Source organism: Actinokineospora enzanensis DSM 44649, from assembly GCF_000374445.1.
Lineage (GTDB): Bacteria > Actinomycetota > Actinomycetes > Mycobacteriales > Pseudonocardiaceae > Actinokineospora > Actinokineospora enzanensis.
In genome coordinates, this window is record NZ_KB894439.1 from 26,564 (window position 1) to 45,225 (window position 18,662).

The window sequence follows — 18,662 nt, forward strand, 5'->3', positions numbered from 1 at the left end:
CTGGCTCATCCGAGTCGCTCCCAGAGTTCGATACGGGCGCTGAACGCCCCGGTCACATCAGACACGCACGTCCCGACCGAGACATCACGTGACACCGCCTCGATCGTGATCGCGCCGAAGAACCGACGGCCAGGCCTGATCGACCGAGATCCTTCATCGGCTCGACACACGAGCCACGCGCCCCAATCGCCGGACCTCGCCGACGAGCCCATCCCCGCACGGGGGCAGGCGAGTCGGATCATCCAAGGCGCTCCGGGCTTCACACGGGTACCCGACGCGCCGCGACCTTCGCCTCGATCGTGTTCGCGCGGCGGAACGAGCCCGACATCGTCGAGCGAACGTCGACCAGCAGCACGATGCGAGCGCGAACCGACCAACCTCGCCGACTGGCTCATCCCCGCACCGGACATCGCGAGTCGGGTCATCCGAGGCACTCCCCCGGTTCGATGCGGCTGCCGCGGGCCCAGTCCGGGGCGGGCATGCGCTTCTTGCCCTGGGCCTGGACCTCGCCGAGGGCGACCGGCCAGCTGGCGGTGCCGACCAGTACCCGCTTGCGTTCCACCAGGATCTCGCCGGGGGCGAGGGCGGTGTCGGACTCGGCGCGGGTGACCGGGCCGAGCTTGAGGCGTTCGCCGCGGAACGGGACCCAGGCGCCGGGGTCGGGGGTGACGGCGCGGACGCGGCGGTCGACGGCCTGGCCCGGCTGGGTGAAGTCGATCCCGGCGTCCTCGACGGTGATCTTCGGGGCGTAGCTGACGCCGTCCTCGGGCTGCGGCACGGCGGTGAGCGCGCCGTCCTCGATGCCGTCCACAGTGGACGCCAGCAGTCCGGCGCCCGCCTCGGCCAGGCGGTCCAGCAGGGCGCCCGCGGTGTCGTCGGGCCGCACCGGCTCGGTGAGCACCCCGTACACCGGGCCCGCGTCCAGCGCCTTGACGATGCGGAACGTGCTGGCGCCGGTGATCTCGTCGCCGTGCCACACCGCGGCCTGCACCGGTGCGGCGCCGCGCCAGGCGGGCAGCAGCGAGAAGTGCAGGTTCACCCAACCGTGCACCGGGACCGCCAGCGCGGCGCGGCGGAGCAGGGCGCCGTAGGCGACGACCGGGCAGCAGTCGGGGGCGATCGCGCGCAGGCGGTCCAGGAACTCCGGCTCGGCGGCGGTCTCCGGGGTGAGCACCTCGATGCCGTGCTCGTCGGCCAGCTCCGCCACCGGCGACCGGTGCAGCTTCTTGCCCCGCCCGGCGGGCGCGTCCGGCCTGGTCACCACGGCGGCCACCTCGTGCCGCGGCGACGCGATGAACGCCCGCAGCGACGGCAGCGCGACCTCGGGCGTGCCCGCGAACACCAGCCGCATCAGCGGGCCCCGAACAGCGGGTGCGGGCTCTGTTTGATCGTCGGCACCGCACCGTCGAACCAGTCGGCCTGCCGGATCTCGCGCATCGCCAGCTTGCGGGTCTGCTCGTCGAGCCGGTCGACGAACAGCACGCCGTCCAGGTGGTCGGTCTCGTGCTGGATGCAGCGGGCGAGCAGGTCGGAGCCCTGGATCTCGATCGGGTCGCCGTACATGTCGAACCCGCGCGCGACCACGTTGCGGTGGCGGCGGCAGTCCCAGTACAGGCCGGGGATCGACAGACAGCCCTCCTGTCCGTCCTGGACTTCCTCGTCGAGCGCGGTCCAGACCGGGTTGACCAGGTGCCCCTCGTCGCCGTCGCAGTGGTAGGTGAACACCCGCAACCCGACCCCCAGCTGCGGCGCGGCCAGCCCGGCCCCGCCCTCGTCGGCCATCGTGTCCGACAGGTCCCGGACCAGGTTCCGCAGCTCCAGGTCGAAGTCGACCACCTCGGCGGCGGGGCTGCGCAGCACGGGATCGCCGAACAGGCGGATCGGCTGGACGGTCACGAATCTCCCTCGGGTACGCGGTCGCGGTCCGACCAGTGTATTCACCCGACATCTGCGGTGACGCACCATGGGACACCCCGCCCACCCGGGGCTTTTGGGTCCCACTGGAACCCTACCGCCCCCACGCCCCTGCTCCACGGCCCGCAGGCGAATACCGGGCCATGTGGACAACTCCCCCGAACACCGAACACGATCACCCCGAATCAAGATCATCCCCCCACGCGCGCCCCGCCCGCCCCAGGGGTTTCGGGTCCCATGTCAAGCCTACGAGATGTGGATCGTTGTCAATAGGCGTCGGCGAGGGCTGTGGACGGATTCGCGGGATGTGGACAACTCGTCGATCGGGCGTGGCCGAGCGGGAGAGAACCCGGGACAAGATCGACAAGTGGCAGGCCGGACCGAGGACATCCCTCCAGGGTCCAAAATCCAGCGTCCGGCCCGGCGAGGCCACGACCTGCCAAGACGCCTGGCACAGGCGACGCGGGCGACCACCACCGGGAACCCACGACACCAACCACGATCATCGGCGGAACAAGATCATCCCGGGCGCGCGCCCCGCCCGCCCTAGGGGTTTTGGGTCCCACTTCAAGCCTATCGAGTTCGCGGGCCTGTCAAGAGGGCCCGCGACGGCATGGGGATGGCTCGTGGGAATGTGGACAACTCCCGTCGGGGCCCCGGGCGCGTGATCATCCGGATTTCAAGATCATCCCTCGCGCGCGCCCCGCCCTCCCTCGGGGTTTCGGGTCCCGTTCTGAACTTATCGGATCCGGGGAGTTGTCAAGAGGGGGTGCGGGTGGGGTGGGGATGGATTCGGGGGGTTGTGGACGGCTTTCTAGATCAGGTCGAGGGGGTCGAGTTGGACGCGCAGGGGGTCGGGGTCCTTGCGGGCCGTGCGGACGGCCTGGGCCTGGGCGAGGACGGTGGCCAGGTCGCGGCCGTGGGCGCGGTCGACGCGGATCAGGGCGCGTTCGCGGGGGGTGTCGCCATCGGTGTCGGGGATTCCGAGGGGGACCGGGCCGAGGATCTGGGCGGTGGGGGGTAGCGGCAGGTCGGTGAGGAAGCGGTCGACGGCGGCGGGTGGGCCGTCGACGGAGGCCATGCGGACGGCCGGGGGGAAGGCGAGTTCGGCGCGGGCCGTGAGCTCGACGGTGGCGTGCCAGGCGGGGTCCCAGCGGACCAGGGCCTGGACGGCGGGGAGGGCGGACTCGGCGAGGACGACCACGCGGCCGCCGTCGGCGGCGGGGCGGACCAGGGCGGCGGCGGTCATCCAGCGGCGGAGGGCTTCCTCGGTGGCGCGCAGGTCGGCGCGGCCGAGGAGGGACCAGCCGTCGAGGAGGAGGGCGGCGCCGTAGCCGCCGTCGGCCACGGGTTCGGCGCCGGGGGTGGCGACGATCAGCGCGGGTTGGCTGTCCACTGTGGAGAGTACTTCGGCGGCGCCGGAGGTGCGGACGGGGAAGCCGGAGAAGGCGCGGCCCAGCTCCTCGGCGGTCCGCTTGGCACCGACGACGACGGCGCGCAGGCGGCGGGAACCGCAGTTCTGGCAACGGAAATTGGCCTCGGTCGCCGCACACCACCGACACGCGGGCGGACGCGCGGCGGCGGACTCGGGCAAGGCCGCGTGCACCGCGCTCGACGGCCTGGTGGCTGCGGACGGCTCTGCTCGATAAGCCCCGGCAGACCCACGACCCGGGCCATCGGCCGCGAACCGCCGTGCGTCGGCGGGAGAGCCGCTGACACCAGCCGCGTCAGGGTGACTGCCCGCTCCCGACCCACGATTCGCACCGCCTGCCGCGTAGCGCTCATCGGCAGGTGAGCCGGGGTCTCGGGACGAGGAGCCCGAGTCGGTGTGCTCCCCCGGCCCCCGACCACGGCCGATGGCCCCCGACCTGCGTCGGCTCGCGTCCTCTCGGCGGGGATGACGGGATTCCTGGGTCGGGCCTGCGGGTACGGCGAGGGGGCCCGCGCAGCGGCGGCAGCGGGCGGGGGTGCGGCAGTCCTGGCAGGTCAGGGCGGGGACATAGCCTCGGCGAGGGACCTGGACCAGGACCGGGTGGCCTGCGTTGAGAGCTGTGCGGGCCGCCTCGAAGGCCATCGACGGTACGCGGGCGGTGCGGGCGGCAGGGTCGCGGGCGAGTTGGGAGTCGTGTTCGCCGATGGCGGTCACGCGGGGGGCCGTCGCCCGGACGGTGTCGCGGGTGGCGATGATCTCGGGGGCCCAGCCGGAGTCCACCAGGACCTGCGCCTCGGCCGTTCGCGCGAAGCCGCCCACCAGCAATGCCGCACCGCACAACGATGCGCGCTGCATCAGGACGTCGCGGACGTGCGGGTAGGGCGAACGGGGGTCCGAGTGCTGGTCGTCTCCGTCGTCCCACACCACCAGGACGCCGGGGTCGTCCACCGGGGCGTAGGCAGTGGCGCGGGTTCCCACCACGATGCGGACTCCCCCGCGCCGGACAGTCAGCCAGTTGCGGTAGCGCTTGGCGGGTCCCAGGTCCGCAGACAACGCCACCACCGCGTCCGCACCCGCCAACTCCGCACAGGCCGCGTGCACGCGTGCGACGTCCCGGTGGTCGGGCACGACCACCGCCGCTCCACGCCCCGCAGCAGCAGCGGTCACCGCCACCTCTGCCAGTCGCGCGGGCCAGTCCTCGCCCGGCAATGCCTGCCACACCGCGTGGGCTTGGCGGCCGGAGCGCAGGGCGTCCAGGAAAGCCGCGCCGCGTGGATAGCGAGACCAGCCCTCAGCCGTGGGCATGGGCGGTGGCTCGGCCGGAGTAGGGGGACCCTCGGACTCCACCCGCGCGTGGCGGGGTGGGATGGCCAGGCGCAGGACGTCGATCATGGTGCCTGCGTAGCGGTCGGCCACGGCACGGCACAGGGTCGCGACCTCGGGGGCCAGTACCGGTTCCGGCGAGGTCACCCGGTCCAGGAAGGCGAGCGTTCCCTTGTGTTCGGTCTCCGTCCCCCGCTCCACCAGGTACGCGTCCACCAGTTGTCCCGCGAACCGCACCCGCACCCGGCACCCCGGCACCGCGTCCGCGTCGAAGCGGGCGGGCACCAGGTAGTCGTACGTTCGGTCCAGGTGCGCCAGCGGCACGTCCACGTACACCCGCGCGACCGGGTTCGAGGCTGCGGGCGCCGGACGCCCCTTGGGCGGCTTCGGCGGCTCGACCTCGACGGTGAACAACGCGTCGGGTTCGGCCATGGACGTTGGTCTACCAGACGGTCAGTCGGGCCGGTCCCAGTGGTAGGCCGCGTACATGGCGACGATCTCCGCCCGGTCGCCGCCCGCCGCCTCCTCCCGGATGCGACGGTTGAGCCCGGTGGGATACCCGTGCCGCACGAGACGCCGTTCGCAAGCGTCTTCCAGGAACGACAACGAGAAGTACAACCCGGTCACATACCCTGCCGCGATCATCGAGAAGCGCAGCGAAAGCGGCCCCGGCACCAACAGAATCAGCCACAACGGCAGAAACATCAGCTGCACGCGAGCGAAGTGCCGCAACCACCACGTCGGCGCCGACAGATCCCACAACACCCACGGCCGGTACGCGTCCGGCAGCGTGCCACCGATGGCGTACCAGAGCCACCGCAGCGGGCCGGGCCGTCGTGGGCGCACGCGTTGGATGGTAGTTCCCGTGAGACAACACCTCCCCGACCGGATACCCGGCCGGGGAGGTGGCATGCGTGCTCGAAGACTCAGGAACTGACAACCTGCTTCAGGGCGTCGGCGCGGTCGGTGTTCTCCCACGGCAGGTCCAGCTCAGGCCGCCCGAAGTGCCCGTACGCGGCGGTCTGCGCGTAGATCGGCCGCAGCAGGTCAAGGTCGCGGATGATCGCGGCCGGGCGCAGGTCGAAGACCTCCCGGATGGCGGCCTGGATACGCACCGGGTCGACCTGCTCGGTACCGAAGGTCTCCACGAACAGACCCACCGGCGCCGCCTTGCCGATCGCGTACGCCACCTGCACCTCGACCCGCTCCGCCAGCCCGGCGGCCACGGCGTTCTTCGCCACCCACCGCATCGCGTACGCGGCCGAGCGGTCGACCTTGGACGGGTCCTTACCCGAGAACGCGCCGCCACCGTGCCGGGCCATGCCGCCGTAGGTGTCGACGATGATCTTGCGGCCGGTCAGGCCCGCGTCACCCATCGGACCGCCGATGACGAACCGCCCGGTGGGGTTCACCAGCAGCCGCACGTTCTCGGTGTCCAGCTCCAGCGCCTCGACCTCGGGCCGCACGACCTGCTCGCGCACGTCCACGCCGAGCAGCTTCTCCAGGTCGACGCCGTCGGCGTGCTGGCTGGAGACCACCACGGTGTCCAGCCGCACGGCCTTGTCGCCCGCGTACTCGATGGTCACCTGGGTCTTGCCGTCCGGCCGCAGGTACGGCAGCACGCCGTCCTTGCGGACCTTGGTCAGCCGCCGCGACAGCCGGTGCGCCAGCGCGATCGGCAGCGGCATCAGCTCAGGCGTGTCGGTGCAGGCGTAACCGAACATCAGGCCCTGGTCGCCCGCGCCCTGGCGGTCGATCTCGTCGGCGGCGTTCTCCACCCGGGTCTCGTGCGCGGTGTCCACGCCCTGGGCGATGTCCGGCGACTGCGCGCCGATCGCCACGTTGACCCCGCAGGAGTTGCCGTCGAAGCCCTTGGCGGACGAGTCGTACCCGATGCGCAGGATGACGTCCCGGACGATGCTCGGGATGTCCGCGTACGCCTCGGTGGTCACCTCCCCCGCGACGTGCACCTGGCCGGTGGTCACCAGCGTCTCCACGGCCACCCGCGAGCGCGGGTCCTTGGACAGCAGGGCGTCCAGAATCGAGTCGCTGATCGCGTCGCAGATCTTGTCCGGGTGGCCCTCGGTCACGGACTCCGACGTGAACAGCCTGCGGCTGCCGGTCTCACTCACGGTATGCACCCAATCCCTCGGCCTGTGGTCCCGGGCAACAATACTGACAACGCATGGAGGACGACTCAAGGACGGCGAAGTCGGCCGACCGCGTCCCAGACTTCGGTCGCCATTTGCGCCTTCGAGCCCAGCTCGATGCGCCACTCGGACCCGTCGGCGCCGAGCAGCCAGCCCGCGTTGTCCTCGGTCTCGAACGCCCGGCCCGCACCGACCGCGTTCACCACGAGCAGGTCGCAGCCCTTGCGCGCGAGCTTGGCCCGCGCGTGGTCGAGCACGTCCCCGCGACCGTCCCCGGTCTCGGCCGCGAAGCCGACGATGACCTGGGTGGAGCCGGGGTTCTCGCGACGCGCGGCGACCAGCTCGGCGAGCACGTCGGGGTTGCGGGTGAGGCCGACCGGGTCGGGTTCCCGGTCGGTCTTCTTGATCTTGAACTCGGCCCGGTCCGCGGGCCGGAAGTCGGCGACGGCGGCGGCCATGACCACCACGTCGGCGGTGGCGGCGGCCTTGTGCACGGCGTCGCGCAGCTGCAACGCGGTGCCCACGTCGACGACCTCGACGCCCGCTGGGGCGGGCAGCGCGAGGGTGTGCGCGGAGACCAACGTCACCTCGGCGCCGCGCTGGGCGGCGGTGCGGGCCAGCGCGTAGCCCTGCTTGCCGGACGAGCGGTTGCCCAGGAAGCGGACGGGGTCGAGCGGCTCGCGGGTCCCGCCCGCGGACACCACGACGCGCACGCCCTCCAGGTCACGCGGCAGGGCGTCGGCGCGGTGCAGCAGCAGCCGGGCCAGGTCGACGATCTCGGCCGGGTCGGCGAGCCTGCCCTTGCCGGTGTCGACGCCGGTCAGCCTGCCGCTGGCGGGCTCGGTGACCACCGTGCCGCGGGCGCGCAGCGTCGCCACGTTGGCCCGCGTCGCCGGGTGCTCCCACATCTCGGTGTGCATGGCGGGCGCCATCAGCACCGGGCAGCGCGCGGTGAGCAGCGTGCCGGTGAGCAGGTCGTCGGCCAGGCCGTGCGCGGCGCGAGCCAGCAGGTCGGCGGTGGCCGGGACGACCAGCACCAGGTCGGCCTCCTGGCCGAGCCGCACGTGCGGCACCTCCGGCACGTCGGTGAACACGCCGGTGGCGACCTTGTGGCCGGAGAGCGCCTCGAAGGTGGCCGCGCCGACGAACCGCAGGGCCGCCTCGGTGGGCACCACGCGGACGTCGTGACCGGTCTCGGTCAGGCCGCGCAGCACCTCGCAGGCCTTGTAGGCGGCGATACCGCCGCCGACCCCGAGGACGACCCGCGGCCGCGGGGTCACTCGCCCTCGGTGTGCTCTAGCAGACCGGCGTGGATCTCGCGCAGGGCGATGGACAGCGGCTTCTCCCGGGGACCGGGCTCCACCAGCGGGCCGACGTACTCCAGCAGGCCCTCGCCGAGCTGGGCATAGTAGTCGTTGATCTGCCTGGCGCGCTTGGCCGCGTAGATGACCAGCGCGTACTTCGAGCTGACCTTGTCGAGCAGGTCGTCGATCGGCGGGTTGGTGATGCCTTCGAGCTGGGCCGCGGGCTCGCCGAGGGCGCCGAGCTCGGTGGGGGTGATCACGCGTGCTACTCCTGGGTAGTGGACGAGCGTCGACCGGCGGACTTCTCCGGAAGTACCCAGGTTAGCAACTCCTTCGCCGCGGTCGTCACGTCGGCGTTCACCACGACCGCGTCGAACTCCGACTCGGCGGCCAGCTCGTCCTTGGCCACGGCCAGTCTGCGGGCCACCACGTCGGCCTCCTCGGTGCCCCGGCCGGTGAGCCGGGAGACCAGGGTCTCCCAGGTCGGCGGCACCAGCATCACCAACAGCGCCGCGGGCATCGCGCGACGCACCTGGCGCGCGCCCTGCAGCTCGATCTCCAGCACCGCGGGCCGACCGGCGTCCAGCGCGGCCTCGACCGGGCCGCGTGGCGTGCCGTAGTGGTTGCCCGCGTACTCGGCGTGCTCCAGCAGCTCGCCGCGCTCGACCATGCGCGCGAACTCGGCGCGGTCGACGAAGTGGTAGTGCGCGCCCTCGACCTCGCCCGGCCGCGGCGGCCGGGTGGTGGCGGACACGCTGAAGTAGACGTCCGGGTGCAGCCTGCGCAGCTCGGCGACCACGCTCGACTTGCCCACCCCGGACGGTCCCGATACGACCGTGAGCCGGGACCGGACGATGTCCGGGCCCGGCCCACGGTCTGGCGACTGCTCGGTCACTCGCCGCTGAACTCGGCGAGCAACGCCTTGCGCTGGCGGTCACCGAGACCGCGCAGACGCCTGCTCGGCGCGATCTCCAGGCGCTCGATGATCTGCTGGGCACGCACCTTGCCGACGCCCGGCAGGGCCTCCAGCAGCGCGGTGACCTTCATCTTGCCCAGGACCTCGTCATTGTCAGACTGGGCCAGCACGTCCTTGAGGGTGGTGCCGCCTCGCTTCAGGCGCTCCTTGAGCTCGGCTCGGGCGCGACGGGCGGCAGCCGCCTTCTCCAGCGCTGCGGCCCGCTGCTCCTCGGTCAGCTGGGGAAGGGCCACGATTTCCTCCGTGGGGGTGGGATTTCTTCCGGATCGGTGCCGCGACGTTACCGACCTCTGGCCTGCGGGGACAACGCGGGTCCACCGTGTGCGGACCGTGACCGGCAACCAGAAGTTGATCAACGGCGCGTGATCCCGGGCCGCTGACCTGCGAGTATAACCCCGTGTCGGCCGTCACTCCGAGGATTACCCAGCGCGATCGATGCCGAACGGTTCGCGAAAGTGTCGCCTGTGCCACGTCCCCGCCCACCCGGTCGGCCCAGCGCCGTCAACCCCGCGTCTACCTGCACAGACGCGCGCCGAGGCACCGGAGGGCCCGAATCGGGCATCCGGCGGGTCTTTCCGGGGCCTTTCGAAGATCCCCGAACACGCGTTTACCGGTGCGTTCTCCCGTGCGTTTTCCGGGCAGCCGGAGACGGCGGACGAAGTGTCGTTCTCGGTTCTCGGCGGTTTCTCGCCGGTTCCGGTGCCACCGCCGTCGTGTGGATCACACACGGCATGGTGCACACGCACAGGCCGGGTCCGGCGATGTGCCGGACCCGGCCTTACGTCCACATGGCGGGACTACGGTCGGCCTGCGATGGCCGCCAGGGTGTCGCGGACGGTCAGGGCTGCCGTGCGCAGGGATGCCGGGTCTGGTCCGTGGCGGAGGATGTCCCGCGAACTGGTCGGCAGCACGTGCGGCAGGGCAGACCCGAAGACGCGGGCCAGGTCCTCGACCCCCGCGCCCTGGGCGCCCACCCCGGGCGCCAGGATCGGGCCGTTGAGCGCCGACAGGTCAAGATCGACTTCGGCCACCGTCGCACCGATCACGAGGCCCACCGAGCCCAGCGGGGACGCTCCCGCGTTGTGTTCGGCGGCCGCGTCGACCACCGACTGGGCCACCGAGCGATCATCCACCCGGGCCTGTTGGACGCTCGCGCCCTCCGGGTTCGAGGTCCGCGCGAGCACGAACACCCCCCGACCAGTCCGCGCGGCCTCGTCCAGGGCCGGGGAGAGAGACCCGAACCCCAGATACGGCGACAACGTCACCGCGTCCGCCGCGAGAGGTGACCCGTCCGACAGATAAGCGGCCGCATAAGCCGACATCGTCGAGCCGATATCCCCCCGCTTGACGTCGAGCAGCACCAACGCCCCCAACGACCGGGCATCGGCGATCACCCGCTCCAACACCGCCACGCCCCGAGACCCGTAAGCCTCGAAAAACGCGGACTGCGGCTTGAGTACCGAGACCTCCCCTGCCAACGCCTCCACGCACGTCAGCGCGAACCGCTCCAGCCCCGACACATCCCGAGGCAGTCCCCACTGGTCCAGCAGCCCCGGATGCGGGTCGATGCCCACGCACAACGACCCGCGTGCGGCGACCGACGACACCAGCCGCGAACCGAAACCGGTCACGACCGCGCCGCCCAGTCCGCGCGCAGGGCCTCCTGCAACGCCTGCAACGGCTGGACGCCGATGTCGTCGCGGATCAGTGCCTCGATTCCGTGCACCGCGGCCGCCGCGCCCTGGATGGTGGTGACGCAGGGGATGTCGCGGGACACGGCCGCCGTGCGGATCTCGTAGCCGTCCACGCGCGGGCCGTGGTTGCCGTACGGGGTGTTGATGACCATGTCGACCCCGCCCTCGCGGATCAGGTCGACGATGTTGTCCGCGCCCTCGAAGTGCTTGCGCACGACCGTGCACGGGATGCCGTTGCGGCGCAGCACCTCGGCGGTGCCGGAGGTGGCCAGCACCTCGAAGCCCAGGTCCGCGAGCCGCTTGACCGGGAACACCATGGCCCGCTTGTCCCGGTTGGCGACCGACACGAACACCCGGCCCGAGGTGGGCAGCGAGCCGTAGGACGCGGTCTGCGACTTGGCGAACGCCTTGCCGAACGAGGCGTCGATGCCCATGACCTCGCCGGTGGACTTCATCTCCGGGCCGAGCAGCGAGTCGACGCCCTGGCCCTCCGGGGTCCGGAACCGGTGGAACGGCAGCACGGCCTCCTTGACCGCGACCGGCGCGCCGGACGGCAGCTCCGCGCCGTCGCCGGTGGCGGGCAGCAGGCCCTCGGCGCGCAGCTCCGCGATGGTGGCGCCGAGCATGATCCGCGCGGCGGCCTTGGCCAGCGGGGCCGCGGTGGCCTTGGACACGAACGGCACCGTGCGCGAGGCGCGGGGGTTGGCCTCCAGCACGTAGAGCACGTCGTCCTTGAGCGCGTACTGCACGTTCAGCAGCCCGCGCACGCCGACGCCGAACGCGATGGCCTCGGTGGAGCGGCGGACGGCCTCCAGGTCGGTACGGCCCAGGGTGATCGGCGGCAGCGCGCAGGAGGAGTCGCCGGAGTGGATGCCCGCCTCCTCGATGTGCTCCATGACGCCGCCCAGGTAGACCTCGGTGCCGTCGCACAGCGCGTCGACGTCGATCTCGATGGCGTCGTCGAGGAAGCGGTCGACCAGGACCGGGTGCTCGGGGCTGACCTCGGTGGCGCGCTCGATGTAGCCTGCCAGGGTCTGCTCGTCGTAGACGATCTCCATGCCGCGCCCGCCGAGCACGTACGAGGGCCGCACCAGCACCGGGTAGCCGATCTCGTCGGCGATGCGCTTGGCCCCCGCGAACGAGGTGGCCGTGCCGTACTTGGGCGCGGGCAGGCCCGCCAAGGTGAGCACCTCGCCGAACTTGCCCCGGTCCTCGGCCAGATGGATGGCCTCCGGCGGGGTGCCGACGACCGGCACGCCCACGTCCGCCAGCCGCTGCGCCAGGCCGAGCGGGGTCTGCCCGCCCAGCTGCACGATCACGCCCGCGACCGTGCCGGACACCTGCTCGGCGTGCACGACCTCTAGCACGTCCTCGAAGGTGAGCGGCTCGAAGTAGAGCCGGTCGGAGGTGTCGTAGTCGGTGGAGACGGTCTCCGGGTTGCAGTTGACCATCACCGTCTCGTACCCGGCCGCGCGCAGCGCCATGGCCGCGTGCACGCACGAGTAGTCGAACTCGATGCCCTGGCCGATGCGGTTCGGGCCGGAGCCCAGGATCAGCACCTTGGGCTTGTCCTGCTGGGCGGTCACCTCGGTCTCGGCCGCGGGGTCGAGCTCGTAGGCCGAGTAGTGGTACGGGGTGCGCGCGGCGAACTCGGCCGCGCAGGTGTCGACCGTCTTGTAGACCGGGCGGACGCTCAGCCGGTGCCGCAGGCTGCGCACGCCGTCCTCGCCCGCCAGCTCGGGGCGCAGCGCGGCGATCTGCCGGTCGGAGAAGCCGGAGCGCTTGGCCCGGCGCAGCAGCGGCTCGTCCAGCACCGGCGCGTCCTCGATCTCGCCGCGCAGCTCCACCAGGGAGGCGATCTGGTCGACGAACCACGGGTCGATGCCGGAGGCCTCGTGCACCTGCTCGACGGTGGCGCCCAGGCGCAGCGCCCGCTCCACGGTGTAGAGGCGGCCGTCGTGCCCGACGCGCAGCGCGTCCAGCGTGGACTCCAGGGTGACCGCGGCCGGGTCGGGCGTGGTCCAGAACCCGGCGGCCTTGGTCTCCATCGAGCGCAGCGCCTTGCCGAGCGCCTCGACGAAGTTGCGGCCGATGGACATGGCCTCGCCGACCGACTTCATGGTGGTGGTCAGCGTCGGGTCGGCGCCGGGGAACTTCTCGAAGGCGAACCGGGGCACCTTGACCACGACGTAGTCCAGGGTCGGCTCGAACGAGGCCGGGGTCTCGCCGGTGATGTCGTTGCGGATCTCGTCCAGGGTGTAGCCGATGGCCAGCTTGGCCGCGATCTTGGCGATCGGGAAGCCGGTGGCCTTGGAGGCCAGCGCGCTGGAGCGGGACACCCGCGGGTTCATCTCGATCACGACCATGCGGCCGGTGTCCGGGTGGATGGCGAACTGGATGTTGCAGCCGCCGGTGTCCACGCCGACCGCGCGCAGCACGTCGATGCCCACGTCCCGCATGTGCTGGTACTCGCGGTCGGTGAGGGTCATCGCGGGCGCGACGGTCACCGAGTCGCCGGTGTGCACGCCCATCGGGTCGATGTTCTCGATGGAGCAGATGACCACGACGTTGTCCTGCCGGTCGCGCATCAGCTCCAGCTCGTACTCCTTCCAGCCGAGCACGCTCTCCTCGATGAGCACCTCGGTGACCGGGCTCTCGGCGAGGCCGGTGGCGGCGAGCAGTTCGAGCTGGGCGGGGGTGTGCGCCATGCCGGAGCCCAGGCCGCCCATGGTGAACGAGGGCCGGATGACGACCGGCAGGCCGAGCTCGTCGACGGTGTCACGGACCTCGTCCATGGAGTGGCAGACACGGCTGCGCGGGGTCTCGGCGCCGATCTCGGCGACGATGTCCTTGAACTTCTGCCGGTCCTCGCCGCGCTGGATGGCGTCGATGTCGGCGCCGATCAGCTCGACGCCGTACTTCTCCAGCACGCCGCGATCGTGCAGCGCGACGGCCGTGTTGAGCGCGGTCTGCCCGCCCAGAGTGGCCAAGATCGTGTCGACGGGCCGCCCTGCGTTCAACTCCGCTGCGATGACCTTCTCCACGAAGTCGGGCGTGATCGGCTCGATGTAGGTGGCGTCGGCGAACTCCGGGTCGGTCATGATCGTGGCCGGGTTGGAGTTGACCAGGCTGACCCGCAGGCCCTCGGCCCGCAGGACGCGGCAGGCCTGGGTGCCGGAGTAGTCGAACTCGCAGGCCTGGCCGATGACGATCGGCCCGGAGCCGATCACCAGCACATGCTTGATGTCGTCCCGTTTGGGCATCTACTTCGCCTCCCCGTCCTGCGGGACACCCGCACCCGGTCGGCCCGCTCGCGAGGGAAGGGCATTGTCTCGCAACCGGACCTCCATCAAGCTCACGAACTGGTCGAACAGGTTGGCGGCGTCGTGCGGACCGGCCGCCGCTTCAGGGTGGTACTGCACGGAGAACGCGGGGACCTCCAGGGCCCGGACACCTTCGACGCAGTCGTCGTTCGGGCAGTAGTGGCTCACGGTGGCCTTGCCGAACGGGGTGTCGAAGTCCTTGCCGGGCTCGCCTTCCAGCGCGAAACCGTGGTTCTGCGCGGTGATCGCGACCGCGCCGGTGGCGATGTCGATCACCGGGATGTTGATGCCGCGGTGGCCGTAGCGCAGTTTGTAGGTGCCAAGGCCCAGGGCGCGGCCCAGGATCTGGTTGCCGAAGCAGATGCCGAACAGCGGGACTCTCCGCTCCAGCACGCCCTTCGTGAGCGCCACCGCGTGGTCGGTGGTGGCCGGGTCGCCGGGGCCGTTGGACAGGAAGACGCCGTCGGCCTCGACCGCGAGCAGCTCGTCCAGGGAGCTGGTCGCGGGCAGCACGTGCGTCTCGATGCCGCGGGCGGCCATCATCCGCGGCGTGTTGGACTTGATGCCCAGGTCCAGCGCGGCGACCCGGAACCGGCGCTCGCCGTCGGCGGGCACGACGTAGGTCTGCTTCGTGCTCACCTCGCTCGCCAGCTCGGCGCCGACCATGCCGGGGCTCTCCAGCACGCGCGCGACCATCGCCTCGGGCGTCACCAGGGCGTCGCCGGAGAACACCCCGGCCCGCATGGCGCCGCGTTCGCGCAGGTGGCGGGTCAGCGAGCGGGTGTCGACGCCGCTGATGCCGACCACGTCCTGGGCGACCAGCTCGTCGTCCAGCGAGCGGGTGGCGCGCCAGTTCGACGGCACCCGCGCGGGGTCGCGCACCACGTAGCCGGACACCCAGATCCGGCCCGACTCGTCGTCCTCGTCGTTCCAGCCGGTGTTGCCGATCTGCGGGGCCGTGGCCACCACGATCTGGCGGTGGTAGGAGGGGTCGGTCAGGGTCTCCTGGTAGCCGGTCATGGCGGTGCAGAACACCACCTCGCCGAAGGTGGCGCCGACGGCGCCGAACGCCTCGCCGCGGAACACCCTGCCGTCCTCCAGGACCAGCGCGGCAGCGGTCCTCGTGCCTGTGTCACTCACCGTCTCGTCCTTCCGGGGTCGGGTTCTGGTCCGGGCTCAGGGCGCGCAGGGCGGGCACCCAGGTCCGGTAGTCGTCCTTGTCGTCGGCGCGGAAGCCGGTGTCGAACTCCTGCCCGTCGACCTCCCAGCGCACGACCAGCAGGCCGTCGCCGCCCAGCACCTTCCCGGCGATGCCCGCCTCGGTCCTGGCCGCGCGCACCGACCCGGCCGGGATCCACACCGGCCGGGCACCGACGCGGTCGAACAGCAGGCCGTCGGGCAGCAGGTGGGCGGTGGCGTCGGCGCGGAAGCCGACATCGCCGACAGCCACGCGGTCCTGCCAGCTCGCGCCGGTGACCGTGCTCGCGTAGACGCCCGTGCTGGGCGGGAGCAGCGAAGCCACCGTGCCCTCGCGTACCGCGGTCACTACCGCCTCGGGAGCGGTCGGCAGCGGGGGCAGCACCTTGGCCTGGCGGCGGGCACGGTTGCGGTAGCCGACCCACATGAGCAGGACCAGCAGCACCAGCAGTGCCGCGAACAGCAGTGTCAGGGTCGTCCGGTTCACGCGGTGGCCTTCCCGTCCCGGGCGGTGACGACGCCGCGCAGCAGCGTGGCCACGACCGTGCCGGGCAGCTCCATGCCCTCGTAGGGCGTGTTCACCGCGATGCTGGCCAGGTCGGCGCCGCGCACGGTCCAGCGGCCCGCCGGGTCGACCAGGGTCAGCGTCGCGGGCTCGCCCACCGCGATCGGACGGCCCTGGTCGGGCAGGCCCGCGATCTCGGCCGGGCGCTCGCTCATCACCCGCGCGACGCCGCGCCAGTCGAGCAGGCCGGGTTCGACCATGGTGGCGACCACGATCGGCAGCGCGGTCTGCAGGCCGAGCATGCCGGGCCGGGCGGCGGACCACTCGCAGTCCTTGTCCTGGGCGGCGTGCGGGGCGTGGTCGGTGGCCACGCAGTCGAGCGTGCCGTCGGCCAGGGCCTGGCGCAGCGCGGCCGCGTCGGCGGCGGTGCGCAGCGGCGGGTTGACCTTGTTGACCGGGTCGTAACCGGTCAGCCGCTCGTCGTCGAGCAGCAGGTGGTGCGGGGTGACCTCGGCCGAGACCCGCGTGCCGCGCGCCTTCGCCCAGCGCAGGATGTCGGCGGTGCCCGCGGTGGACACGTGGCAGACGTGCAGCCGGGCGCCGACGTGCCTGGCCAGCAGGCAGTCGCGGGCGACGATGGACTCCTCGGCGACCGCGGGCCAGCCCGCGAGACCCAGCCGGGCGGCCGTCTCGCCCTCGTGCGCCTGGGCGCCGACGGTGAGCCGGGGCTCCTCGGCGTGTTGGGCGATCACCGCGTCCAGCGCCTTGGTGTACTCCAGGGCCCGGCGCATGATCAGCGGGTCGGCGACGCAGAGACCGTCGTCGGAGAAGACCCGGACGCCCGCGGCCGAGCGGGCCATCGTGCCGAGCTCGGCCAGGCGCTCGCCCTGGAGACCGACGGTGACCGCGCCGACCGGGTGCACGTCGACCAGACCGACCTCCCGGCCGCGCCGCCAGACGTGCTCGACGACCACGGCGTTGTCGGCCACCGGGTCGGTGTTGGCCATGGCGAACACGGCGGTGTACCCGCCGAGCGCGGCGGCGCGGGAGCCGGTCTCGATGGTCTCGGTGTCCTCGCGGCCCGGCTCGCGCAGGTGCGTGTGCAGGTCCACGAAGCCGGGCAGCGCGACCAGGCCGCCTGCGTCGATGACCTCGGCGTCGGTGTCGCTTGTGGACCCGATGGCCGTGATGACTCCGTTGTGGACGGTGAGGTCGACGGGCTCGCCCTCGCCGTAGGGCCGGACGCCACGAATGATCAACGCGCTCACGCCGCGTCCTCCTCTCCGGCTAGCAGGTGGTAGAGCACCGCCATGCGGACATGCACACCGTTGTTGACCTGTTGGGTAATCGCCGCTCGGGGGGAGTCCGCGACCGTGGCGGAGATCTCCATGCCGCGCAGCATCGGTCCCGGGTGCAGCACGACCGCGTGCTCCGGCAGCAGCGACGCGCGCGCCTCGTTGAGGCCGTAGGCGATCGAGTACTCGCGCGCGGACGGGAAGAACCCGCCGTGCATGCGTTCGGCCTGCACGCGCAACATCATCACGGCGTCCAAAGTGGGCAGTTCGGGGTCCAACGCGTGCGAGACGGTGAGCGAGCCCGCCGGACCCACCGGCCAGTCGGCCACGCCGGTGGGCAGCAGCGTCGGCGGGGCGATCAGCACGACGTCCGCGCCGAACGAGGTCAGCAGGTGCACGTTCGACCGGGCGACCCGGCTGTGCAGCACGTCGCCGACGATCCCGATCCGCCTGCCCTCGACGCCGCCGAGCCGCTCGCGCAGGGTCGCCATGTCCAACAGCGCCTGGGTGGGGTGCTCGTGGGTGCCGTCGCCCGCGTTGACCACGCAGGTGTCGGTGTGCGACAGCCAGCTCGCCAGCCGGTGCGCGGCGCCCGAGGCCGGGTGCCGGACGATCACGCAGTCGGCGCCCGCGGCGGCCAGGGTCAGCGCGGTGTCCCGCAGCGACTCGCCCTTCTTGACCGAGGAACCGCCCGCGGACACGTTCACCACGTCCGCGCTCATCCACTTGCCCGCGATCTCGAAGGACACCCTGGTGCGGGTGGAGTCCTCGTAGAACAGGGTGATCACGGTGCGGCCGCGCAGCGTCGGCAGCTTCTTCACCTCACGGCCGAGCAGCGTGCCCTTGAGGCCTTCGGCGGTGTCCAGGATCGCGCGCGCGGTGTCCACGTCCAGCCCGTCGGTGGTCAGCAGGTGTTTCATCCCACCTCGCCGACGCGGTGGAGCTGGACGGCGTCGCGGCCGTCGGTCTCGGCCAACAGGACGTGGACCTCCTCGGAACGCGCGGTGGGCACGTTCTTGCCCACGTAGTCGGCGCGGATGGGCAATTCGCGGTGGCCGCGGTCGATCAGCACGGCCAGCTGCACCGCGCGCGGGCGGCCGACGTCGCGCAGGGCGTCGAGCGCGGCGCGGATGGTGCGGCCGGAGAAGAGCACGTCATCGACCAGCACGACCAGCGCGTCCTCGATCCCGCCGGACGGCAGCGCGGTCTGGCCGAGCGGGCGGGTGGGCTTGCGGCGCAGGTCGTCGCGGTAGAGCGTGACGTCGAGGGTGCCGACGGGCAGCCGGACATCGCTGAACTCGGCCACCCGCTCGGCCAGCCGGGCGGCCAACGGGGCGCCACGGGTGGGGATGCCCAGCAACACGACCGGGCGCGAGTCGGACGCGCCGAGCGAGGTCTTCTCGATGACCTGATGGGCCATTCGGGCGATGGTGCGCGCGACGTCACCGGCCGAGAGCAGCTCGCGCCGCTCCGCCGGTTCCGGCGCGCCACGAGGTCGCGACGGCACGGAGGACTCCTTCCCCGCCTCGCCGGACGGGTCGTTAAAGGT

At 72.1% G+C, this 18,662-nt stretch carries 16 protein-coding genes; all 16 read right to left on the minus strand.

From position 1 onward, the window contains the following. Positions 1 to 421: 421 nt before the first annotated feature. The 16 genes from fmt to pyrR all read right to left on the minus strand — a co-directional run bounded on the left by fmt (position 422) and on the right by pyrR (position 18,620). The gene (gene fmt, locus C503_RS0131245; RefSeq protein WP_018686171.1) at positions 422 to 1,351 is read right to left on the minus strand and encodes a methionyl-tRNA formyltransferase; all 930 of its coding nucleotides are present in this window, start codon (positions 1,349 to 1,351) and stop codon (positions 422 to 424) included. Continuing rightward, the gene (gene def / locus C503_RS0131250; protein ID WP_018686172.1) at positions 1,351 to 1,896 is read right to left on the minus strand and encodes a peptide deformylase; all 546 of its coding nucleotides are present in this window, start codon (positions 1,894 to 1,896) and stop codon (positions 1,351 to 1,353) included. Before def ends, fmt begins: the two co-directional genes overlap by 1 nt. Positions 1,897 to 2,728: 832 nt before the next feature. After that, the gene (locus C503_RS47025) at positions 2,729 to 5,101 is read right to left on the minus strand and encodes a primosomal protein N' (protein WP_018686173.1); all 2,373 of its coding nucleotides are present in this window, start codon (positions 5,099 to 5,101) and stop codon (positions 2,729 to 2,731) included. A gap of 21 nt (positions 5,102 to 5,122) precedes the next feature. Next, a complete protein-coding gene (locus tag C503_RS0131260) occupies positions 5,123 to 5,515 on the minus strand; it encodes a DUF5313 family protein (RefSeq protein WP_018686174.1) in 393 nt (130 codons plus the stop codon). A gap of 80 nt (positions 5,516 to 5,595) precedes the next feature. Next, positions 5,596 to 6,777 carry a methionine adenosyltransferase gene (gene metK / locus C503_RS0131265; protein WP_026316884.1) on the minus strand — a complete coding sequence of 394 codons (1,182 nt, stop codon included), beginning with the start codon at positions 6,775 to 6,777 and terminating at the stop codon, positions 5,596 to 5,598. A gap of 89 nt (positions 6,778 to 6,866) precedes the next feature. Continuing rightward, on the minus strand, positions 6,867 to 8,099 hold the full coding sequence (gene coaBC / locus C503_RS0131270) for a bifunctional phosphopantothenoylcysteine decarboxylase/phosphopantothenate--cysteine ligase CoaBC (protein ID WP_018686176.1): 1,233 nt from the start codon (positions 8,097 to 8,099) through the stop codon (positions 6,867 to 6,869). After that, entirely contained in the window at positions 8,096 to 8,383 is a 288-nt protein-coding gene (rpoZ, locus tag C503_RS0131275) for a DNA-directed RNA polymerase subunit omega (protein WP_018686177.1), read from the minus strand. The genes coaBC and rpoZ overlap by 4 nt, the downstream gene beginning before the upstream one ends. 5 nt (positions 8,384 to 8,388) lie before the next feature. After that, positions 8,389 to 9,018, minus strand: coding sequence for a guanylate kinase (gmk, locus tag C503_RS0131280; RefSeq protein WP_018686178.1), 630 nt, complete (start codon positions 9,016 to 9,018; stop codon positions 8,389 to 8,391). Further along, positions 9,015 to 9,332 (minus strand): integration host factor, actinobacterial type, encoded by a 318-nt coding sequence (mihF, locus tag C503_RS0131285; RefSeq protein ID WP_018686179.1) that lies wholly within the window; start codon positions 9,330 to 9,332, stop codon positions 9,015 to 9,017. The genes gmk and mihF overlap by 4 nt, the downstream gene beginning before the upstream one ends. Positions 9,333 to 9,896: 564 nt before the next feature. Next, positions 9,897 to 10,730, minus strand: a complete 834-nt coding sequence (pyrF, locus tag C503_RS0131290) for an orotidine-5'-phosphate decarboxylase (protein ID WP_018686180.1) — start codon at positions 10,728 to 10,730, stop codon at positions 9,897 to 9,899. Then, a complete protein-coding gene (gene carB, locus C503_RS0131295) occupies positions 10,727 to 14,056 on the minus strand; it encodes a carbamoyl-phosphate synthase large subunit (protein ID WP_018686181.1) in 3,330 nt (1,109 codons plus the stop codon). The genes pyrF and carB overlap by 4 nt, the downstream gene beginning before the upstream one ends. Beyond that, positions 14,057 to 15,256, minus strand: coding sequence for a glutamine-hydrolyzing carbamoyl-phosphate synthase small subunit (carA, locus tag C503_RS0131300; RefSeq protein WP_018686182.1), 1,200 nt, complete (start codon positions 15,254 to 15,256; stop codon positions 14,057 to 14,059). Further along, positions 15,249 to 15,800, minus strand: a complete 552-nt coding sequence (locus tag C503_RS0131305) for a PH-like domain-containing protein (protein WP_018686183.1) — start codon at positions 15,798 to 15,800, stop codon at positions 15,249 to 15,251. The genes carA and C503_RS0131305 overlap by 8 nt, the downstream gene beginning before the upstream one ends. After that, the gene (locus C503_RS0131310; protein WP_018686184.1) at positions 15,797 to 17,086 is read right to left on the minus strand and encodes a dihydroorotase; all 1,290 of its coding nucleotides are present in this window, start codon (positions 17,084 to 17,086) and stop codon (positions 15,797 to 15,799) included. Before C503_RS0131310 ends, C503_RS0131305 begins: the two co-directional genes overlap by 4 nt. Then, positions 17,083 to 18,033: an aspartate carbamoyltransferase catalytic subunit gene (locus C503_RS0131315; RefSeq protein ID WP_018686185.1), complete on the minus strand. Its 951-nt coding sequence runs from the start codon at positions 18,031 to 18,033 to the stop codon at positions 17,083 to 17,085. The genes C503_RS0131310 and C503_RS0131315 overlap by 4 nt, the downstream gene beginning before the upstream one ends. Further along, positions 18,030 to 18,620: a bifunctional pyr operon transcriptional regulator/uracil phosphoribosyltransferase PyrR gene (gene pyrR / locus C503_RS0131320; protein WP_018686186.1), complete on the minus strand. Its 591-nt coding sequence runs from the start codon at positions 18,618 to 18,620 to the stop codon at positions 18,030 to 18,032. Before pyrR ends, C503_RS0131315 begins: the two co-directional genes overlap by 4 nt. Positions 18,621 to 18,662: the final 42 nt, after the last annotated feature.